At 46.5% G+C, this 8421-nt stretch carries 6 protein-coding genes; 1 reads left to right on the forward strand and 5 read right to left on the reverse strand.

The window, feature by feature from the left end:
• Nucleotides 1-84: 84 nt before the first annotated feature.
• From ACOJS8_RS27060 to ACOJS8_RS27080, 5 genes are all read right to left on the reverse strand, one after another.
• Nucleotides 85-972 carry a YitT family protein gene (locus ACOJS8_RS27060; protein ID WP_420151679.1) on the reverse strand — a complete coding sequence of 296 codons (888 nt, stop codon included), beginning with the start codon at nt 970-972 and terminating at the stop codon, nt 85-87.
• A gap of 163 nt (nt 973-1135) precedes the next feature.
• A complete protein-coding gene (locus ACOJS8_RS27065) occupies nt 1136-3436 on the reverse strand; it encodes an efflux RND transporter permease subunit (RefSeq protein ID WP_420151680.1) in 2301 nt (766 codons plus the stop codon).
• A 180-nt stretch (nt 3437-3616) separates the two neighbouring features.
• Entirely contained in the window at nt 3617-4003 is a 387-nt protein-coding gene (locus ACOJS8_RS27070; RefSeq protein WP_420151681.1) for a hypothetical protein, read from the reverse strand.
• A gap of 338 nt (nt 4004-4341) precedes the next feature.
• The gene (locus tag ACOJS8_RS27075; RefSeq protein WP_420151682.1) at nt 4342-4986 is read right to left on the reverse strand and encodes a hypothetical protein; all 645 of its coding nucleotides are present in this window, start codon (nt 4984-4986) and stop codon (nt 4342-4344) included.
• 661 nt (nt 4987-5647) lie between these two features.
• Nucleotides 5648-6301, reverse strand: coding sequence for a class I SAM-dependent methyltransferase (locus ACOJS8_RS27080; protein WP_420151683.1), 654 nt, complete (start codon nt 6299-6301; stop codon nt 5648-5650).
• An 858-nt stretch (nt 6302-7159) separates the two neighbouring features.
• Here ACOJS8_RS27080 and ACOJS8_RS27085 point away from each other — a divergent pair.
• Nucleotides 7160-8401: a DegT/DnrJ/EryC1/StrS family aminotransferase gene (locus ACOJS8_RS27085; RefSeq protein WP_420151684.1), complete on the forward strand. Its 1242-nt coding sequence runs from the start codon at nt 7160-7162 to the stop codon at nt 8399-8401.
• Nucleotides 8402-8421: the final 20 nt, after the last annotated feature.

The raw sequence follows: 8421 nt of genomic DNA on the forward strand, positions 1-8421 counted from the left end.
TGCCGGAGTCTTAAATCTGGCAATACGTACAAAACCCGACATCATCCATCAATAAATGATAAGTGAATAACTGTCTCTGACGAATTAGTGCAATGGCCGCCCCTTCACCATGCCGCCTTTGGCATCGTCGATTCCGTGATTGATGATAAATGCGTGGTTATCAATACGGTCGATTCGGTCTTTTAAGCGAGTCAGTTCCAGGCGGGTAACCACTGTATACAATACGTTCGTGTCCTGCTTCCGGTGGCCGCGTTTGCCGTATCCTTTTTCACCTTTCAGAACAGTAACCCCGCGGCCCATTTCTTCCGTAATCATCAGACGTATCGCTTCGTGATGGTCGGAGACAATGATGATCGACGTGTATTCCTCGATCCCGTGAATCAGGAAATCGATCGTTTTAGATGCCGCCAGATATGTCAGCATCGCATATAAGGCTGTTTCGACGTTGAGAAGCAAGGCCGCTGAGCCAAAGACCAGTACGTTGATCAGCATAATAACGTCGCCCACTGTCAGGGGTGAACGACGACTTAACCAGATGGCTAATACTTCGGTGCCATCCAGAACACCACCACCACGGATGGCAAGTCCAATACCAGCACCGAGAAAAAAACCACCAAATACAGAAATCAGGAGCTTATCCTGCGTGACAAGTGGATACGGAACCAGTGCCAGACAAATCGCGAGCAGGCCAATGGCCACAACCGTTCGAATGGCGAAGCCTTTGGATATCTGACGATAACCCATCCAGATGAAGGGAATATTCACGACAACGACCAGAATAGAGAGTTCAACGCCGGTTGTAATTTCCAGAAGCAGCGAAATTCCCATAGCACCGCCATCCAGAAAATTGTTGGGTAACAAAAATCCTTTAAGTCCCATACCCGCGCACAAGACGCCCGCAGATAAAAAAGCCAGGTCTTTTAACCACCGTAGCCTGGTTTCTGATGAATCAAGAGTAAGTTGAGCGATCATAACAAAGGGAGTTAATAAGGGTTCGGATGTGAGCCAAGTCATAAGGCTACATCAGAAAACGAATCTTTTTGTTTCGTAGTAAAATAAAAAGTCAGGCGCTGGCAATCAGCACTTGACGATTCCCGACCAAACGTAACGATCTCAAAAACTCGCCGGACACCTGTCAGACGCGATATCGTTTTAAGGTCAGTAGAAGGGCGGGTAACAGAACCAGATTCGTGAGGCAGGCCATGAGCACCGTAGTGGCTACCAACACCCCTAAAGCGGCCGTACCGCCAAAGCTTGAAGCGGCAAAAACGACAAATCCACCAGCCAGAATCAGGGCTGTATAGATCAGACTGATTCCCGTTTCATGAATCGCTTTCGTGATAGCGACCGGAGGTTCGAAACCTAGTTCAAGTTGCCGCCGATAGCTGGTCAGAAAATACACCGTACCATCGGACGATAAACCAAAGGCAATGCTGAAAATCAGAATCGTTGACGGCTTGAAAGCAATGCCGGTAAAGCCCATAATCCCCGCTGTCACCACCAATGGAATCAAACAGGGTAGCTTGGATAACAGAATAATCGGGACCGACCGGAACAGAATCATGCCCACCAGCGCAATCAGAACAATAGCAATGACAAGGCTCTCGTACAGGTTACCCAGCAGGTAGTCGTTGCTCTGTAGAAAAACCAGGCTATGACCCGTTAAACTTACCTTGTAAGGCGTACCGGCAAACAGCGAATCCAGCCGGGGGCGTAGTTTACTCATTACCGACTGTAACCTGATCGAGCCAATATCGGCCATCTGGTAACTCACCCGCGTAAGTTGCCGATCTTTATCCAGAAACGAATTGACTACCGGCGTTTTACTGCTGCCGCCCATTAATGATGCGTCGCCCGCTAGTTTCTTTAGCTCCATAGCTGGTGGTAGAACGTAGTATTTCGGATCACCACCCCGGTACATCTGGTACGCGAAACGTATTGCGTCGACCAGCGAGCTGGGTTTTGAAAATTCCGGATACTGCGCCATAATCCGTTCCATGGCCCGCACTTTGTAAAGCGCCCGACCAGCCTCGGCAAATACGCCATTGGGTTGACCCGTGTCGATCATTACTTCCAGTGGAAGCGCACCTTTGAACTCCTTTTCGATAAACTTCAGATCCGTATAGACCGGGTCGTTTTTCGGTAAATCGTCCACTACGTAGCCTTCAACCCGAATCAGGAACAAACCTAATGAACTGATAAGTGTAATGGCCGCAACGGTTCCGTAGATCAGCCCCCGCCGATGATGTACCAGATGATCGACCCGGTTGAGCAGGCCGCGCCAGCTACCGCCCTGAAGCGTTTGTAAACGGGCCGCTTTCGGGACGGGTAAGTAACTCAGCAGAATCGGTACCATCAGCAGGCAGATCACGTACACGAGCAGGACACTGATGGCCGCAACGACACCAAATTCGACCAGTAACCGGCTGTTGGTGAAATAAAAAACGCCGAACCCAATCGCTGTCGTTACGTTCGCCAATCCCGCCGATACGCCAATCTGCTCGATCATCGTCTCGAGCGCCCGTTGTTTATCGCCATGATCGGCCAGCTCTTCGTGGTATTTATTGACTAGAAAAACACAGTTTGGTACGCCAATAACGATCAGCAGGGGCGGAATCAGTCCCGTCAGTAAGGTGATTTCATAACCGAACAGCGAAAGCGTGCCAACGGCGCAGGCTACGCCCATAGCCACCACCAGCATCGAAATCCAGACAATTCGGCCGGAGCGGAACAGGAGTGAAACAATCAGTGCGGTAGCGGCAGCGGCCAGCCCCATGAATAGCTTCATTTCGCCGGACACTTTTTTCATAACCTCCGTCCGAATCGACGGCATGCCCGAATAATGAAGTTCAAGCCCGTTTTTCTGCGCAAACTGCTCACCATAGCTTCGGATTTTACTTACCCAAAGCTGCCGTTCTTTCGAATTGAGTTTTTTCTCATCAAAGGAAATCGCCATGAGCGTCGATTTCGACGACGGATTAAATAACAACCCTTCATAAAATGGCAAGGCCAGCACTCGTTGCTTCATCGAATCCACCTCAGCCTGCGTTGTCGGTCGCTTCGTAACCAGCGGCTTAACTGACCAGGAATCCCCGTCCCGTTCGAGGGTAAAAAGGCGGGCTGTTGAGAGCACCTGTTTCACGCCCGTTACTTTGCCAACCTTATCGGTCATGTCGTACCAATCCTGATAAACCGGAAGGTCGAACCATCGGTCACTTTGCCAACCGATCACCATCAACGTACCGTCGGCGCCAAACTGCGTTTTAAAACGTTCGTACTGAATCTGGGTCGAATCAGTTAGCGGCAGCACACGGGCAAGCGTATAGGACAACTGAATTTTAGTGCCAAAATAGGCCATTACGCCGGTCAGCAAAACCAGGAAACCCAGCCAGAAAAGTCGATAAGAAAGAATAGCGCGGGCTATTGTAGACCACATACGAAAAGAAGTTAAATACAGAGATTGTTTTGCCGGGCCAGACTGCGCTTCCGGCTAACAATAATTAATTCGAGTGCTCAACAGATCAACGAAACAGGCTGATTAACAGATATATCCTGCCCTGATACGTATCAAGGTAAGTGCTACGGTCTGCTTTGATTCAGCAACTCAAGTCTATCGTCAGGGCGCGTTGATGGCAATCTGGTGCTCAAAAATCAGACGAAGAATCTCAAAAATAAACGGAGACTGCTGTATTGCTGTTACTACGTTGGTGCGCCAGTTTTTTGGTAGAGAATAACGGCTGCAAGGTAGAAAACCGGTGGACGTAGTAAAAACAAAACCTGATGTGGGATAGACCAGCGCCAGATGGGTGTGGACGTTATCATTGGGCGCGTAATCCGATTCATCGGTTTGTTGCCAGAGCGCGGTACAGGAAAGGTACGTTTGGCGGTCGGTGATACGTTGCGCTACGTCGAGACGGCTCTGGAACGACACCATCAGCCATAGGGCCAGCAAGCCACTCAGCCATGATGTTTCCTGTCGTACGTATGTCACTTTCTCCACCATAATAACCGGTAAAGTACGCTTATTTTCCCGGTTAAGCCAACTCCTGCGATGTGATCAAATTCTTATATTACGTGCGTTCCGTGCCTGAAGCGTGCCGTAGATGATGGGCCTGGTACTATTATTGAAAATGGTATTTTTATAAGAGCAGTTAAAGGGAATGAAAATGTAGTGCGCTTTTTTGTTTGCTAACGTAGCTATCTGATTTCTAACGAAAGTACAACATTGGGCCAACTTATATTTTTCGTACTTTTTTCGCTTTAGTTTAATAACTAATCTTATGTGAGGAGAATTAAATAAGTTTAGCTGTAATGATATAAATAGTTCTACATGCAAAAAGGTCAATTAGACTCACTATCTTTTTTAAGTTTTGAAAGAGCAAAAAATAGACCTGCTTGCCAATTCTGGTTTTTGAAGTCAAATCGGATGATTGGGTTAACCTCAAAAGAATTGAATGTATTAAAGGCATTGAAGTAGCTTACTTCGATGCCAATCCGCTTATATCGATAAGATACACGGGTACTAATACCGGCCTCAATAGATGTGGGTCGGTTATTTTGCCCTGGTGGAATGGCTCCGACCCGTAGATTAGCTTCCGGACCAACAAAAACGCTTAGTTTAGACAAAGGAGTAATACCGAATAGTGGCGTAAATCCAATATAATGAAAGGGCTGCTCAAAGAGAAAATTACCTGCTGGATCTTGATTCTGTATCCCTTTCTGTTGGTAATTCAGTTCTAACCGGTAAGCTAGCACTTTTCCTAAATTATGGTGATAGAAGACTCCGCTATAAAAGCCACTCCTATCAGCAATCCCAACTAGTTTTGTACCGTAATCTTTCGCCCCTTGCGAAGCCGTTATTGTCGTCGCCGTTCTTAAATAGCCCGCTCTAAGTCCAAAATAGTTAGTTTTAGGGGATATCTGACCAAACGCTAAACTACTTAGCATTGATAGTAAAGTGACGAGCTGAAACAAAAGTAATTTCATAAGGTAAACAGTGTATTTATATTATATCTAAGTGCCCTGGCTATTGCAAAATTCAGAAACAGGCTCAATCCCGGTTAAACTAAGAGTCAATTATAATCCGATTTGTGACTGAAAATCGCCTATGGATTAGCCCGTTTGCAGGAGTATCGACTTTTGCAGCAGCCACTGCCAATATGTTAAGCTGGAGCTTAGTGTCTAAGCCAATCGGTAAAGCTTTTAGGACGACGATCCAGCCAGCTATACCAGAAAGCTAACCCACTATTGATTAACAGCCCTGTCAAAACAATACAGAGTTTACCCCTTGAGTTCGTGGCTCCCCAATAGATGATACCCGTTATAGGAATTACAAGCGTCATCACTACAGTAATCAGCCATTTAGTGAGTGAAATAAGCATAGCTTTTTGTTGTATGATCTTCTTTACATTAATCCAGACTACTTTGCTTGATTACTTTATCGTAATCCCAACGAAAGATTCCCTGTCCATAACTTCGAGTCCAACCGCGAGTCATGGGCGGAGAACAGATGGCTAATTTACTACTCAACAGGTAACGCTGGAAGAATGACAAATATGGAGTCGTGAAATTCGCTTGGATAAAGTTAACAAACAGATGGAAGTTAGCAGCCTTATCAAAGACTCATGGGATTATACCCCGGGCTTCATTATTTTGAACACTCTATCGCTACCGCTGACTGAAAACGGGTAGGGTCTTCTACCTGGAGAAACATTGGATCGGTTGAGTCGTTAAATGTACAAGGACGGATATGAATGAAGCCAGCATCCTGCAGCTCGGTGGCTAACGAGCGATAATCCCACATCCAAAGATGGTGTGAATTGCCGAGCATGGATTCTAGAAGGCCCTTTGTACCTCGGGGGCGATTCTCTACACCCAGCATGGTACGTTCGCCCCGGGGCGATAAAAACCGGTGGCTGGCTTTGTCATCACCTGATTCGAGCTCCGCAATGTATTGGCGAGCATACGTCTCTAAGTCGGGAACGACGCATCGAAACCATCCGCCAGGTAGGAGCATGGTATACGTATTTTTTATGGCCTTTCGAAAATCGTTGAGGCTAAGGTGTTCCAGCGTATGTGAACTATACACACCCTGGCAGGAGTTTGGGGGTATAGGCAGCCCCGATATAATATCGCCAACACGGACATTATTGGGGAAAACGCAGTAAAGCTTCTTTTTAAGGAGTGTACCTAGGATTGGTATCTTCTGAATTCGAAGAGTAGGGGAAGTATCGAAGTTAATCCATTCTTCAGGTGCCGACAGTCCACAGCCATATTGTACGTACAAACCCTTTGGAGGCATATTAGGTAAAGGTTTTATGATTAATAGTGTGTCTTTTTACGCCTTGATTTAGTGGACTATTGTAGCGTTAAACTCGCTTACGTTAGTCACGATTCGTCAGTAATGAAATGATTTTGAACTAGTAATGATTAGATCATTAATTACATTGAAGCATTTTTATATGAAAAAATACTCCTTTGATTGCCTCAGTGCTTTTGTGTTGGGTTATCAAAGGAGTAAGCGGCTCTATAACTTTCGGTTGTAGAGTCACTGCTTTTGCTAATCATTTTGGGTTAACTTATTACCTTCTGACAAGATAGCGAAAAAAGATCCAGTAGTAAGCTGCTGGGATAGAGTGTCTTAGCATTGGTCGTAGGGAAATTTATTGGTCAATCCTCTCTTAATCCTGACCATGCTAATTGCACTGAAACCCAGATAATCTGTCGGGGTAACTTAGGGAGCTGAATGACAGTGTTTCGTGGTCAGACACCCTCTGAAGCTGGGTATAAACCGATACAGGTTCTACTGACGGCATAATCTTCATAATCAATAAACCGACTTCAAGCCCTCTTATCAGTCATCAGGCGGTAGCCTGATAAGCTCGACTGTTACGAATCAGCTTTGCCGCTTCCAGATTTCTTTGAAGTTTTGTTAAGAACTTGTTTTTTATATGAAAAAATGAGAAATATTCAATAGAACTTGTAATCTGCGGCCATTCGTTGGATTAATGAATTACCAAAAAACTCATAATCCTTTTCCAATGCATTAGGATGACTTAAAGTGAACAATTGACCCTGTCAGAAGAGAAAAAGACAAACGCTAGTAGCCTGAATTCGGGTAGATTACGTACTAAAAATATATTCTGAATTTTAGTGCGTAATGAATAACGTAACAACAGACCCACAACTAGCCCTACATGGTGGCGAACCGACGGTGAAGCGGAGTTTTTCCTGGCCAATTTTTGATGAACAGGACGTACAGGCTGTTGCCGACGTAGTGCGAAGTGGACAGTGGGGAAATCCCGATTGTGGCGATGCCGTTGCTACGTTCGAGCGGCAGTTTGCCGACTATTGCGGGAGCAAATATGCCATTAGCTGCGTCAACGGGTCGGTTTCGTTACGTCTGGCGCTGATTGCCTGCGGAGTCCGTCCGGGCGACGAGGTGATCGTGCCACCGTATACGTTTATTGCTACGGCTTCCGTCGTGCTGGAAGTGAATTGCGTTCCGGTCTTTGTCGATATTGATCCCGATACGTATAACCTCGATCCTTCAAAAATTGAAGCGGCCATTACGGAGCGAACCCGCGCGATTATTCCGGTTCATTTTGCCGGACTCGCCTGCGATATGGATGCCATTCTGTCCATTGCCCAAACCCATAACTTACGGGTTATTGAAGATGCGGCTCATGCACACGGGGCTGAGTACAAAGGCCGGAAACTGGGCTCTATCGGCGATGCAGGGAGTTTTAGTTTTCAGTCGTCCAAAAACCTGACCAGTGGGGAAGGAGGCATTGTAATCACCAACGACGATGATCTGTACCAGCGAATGAATTCACTACGTAATGTAGGACGGTTACCACACGGGCAGTGGTACGATCATTTTAACCCCGGCTGTAATTACCGAATTACTCAATTGCAGGCCGTTCTGCTTTCCGAACAATTAAAACGACTCGACGAGCAAACGCAGATACGTAACGGCAACGGTTTATACCTCGATAGTTTGCTGGCTGATATAGAAGGGATTACGCCGTTGAACAGGGGAGACGTAGCGACGCGCCATTGCTATCACCTTTATATTTTCAAATACGATAAAACCAAATTCAGGAATATTCCGAAGAAAGAATTTGTGGCCATGTTGTCGGCGGAAGGCGTACCCTGTTCGGCGGGATATCCGCATCCGCTCTACAAACAGCCGGTTTTCCAGCAAAAAAACTGGATGTGTTACGCCATTCCTGACTACGTCGATTACGCACAGGTGAATTGTCCTGAAGCCGAACGCGCCTGCGCTGATGACGCCGTCTGGATTTTTCAGCAGGCGATGCTCGGCACACGTACCGATATGGAATCCTTTGCCGAAGCGATACGTAAGATCCAACGGACCGTCGTGGAGTCGGGTTCTTAAACCCGACGTATTTGCGAACT

The organism is Spirosoma sp. (genome assembly GCF_048594605.1).
Taxonomy (GTDB): Bacteria; Bacteroidota; Bacteroidia; order Cytophagales; family Spirosomataceae; genus Spirosoma.

Coding starts and splice junctions, on each gene's coding strand:
- ACOJS8_RS27060 (WP_420151679.1), bottom strand. CDS start 972: ATGATCGCTCAACTTACTCTTGATTCATCAGAAACCAGGCTACGGTGG.
- ACOJS8_RS27065 (WP_420151680.1), bottom strand. CDS start 3,436: ATGTGGTCTACAATAGCCCGCGCTATTCTTTCTTATCGACTTTTCTGG.
- ACOJS8_RS27070 (WP_420151681.1), bottom strand. CDS start 4,003: ATGGTGGAGAAAGTGACATACGTACGACAGGAAACATCATGGCTGAGT.
- ACOJS8_RS27075 (WP_420151682.1), bottom strand. CDS start 4,986: ATGAAATTACTTTTGTTTCAGCTCGTCACTTTACTATCAATGCTAAGT.
- ACOJS8_RS27080 (WP_420151683.1), bottom strand. CDS start 6,301: ATGCCTCCAAAGGGTTTGTACGTACAATATGGCTGTGGACTGTCGGCA.
- ACOJS8_RS27085 (WP_420151684.1), top strand. CDS start 7,160: ATGAATAACGTAACAACAGACCCACAACTAGCCCTACATGGTGGCGAA.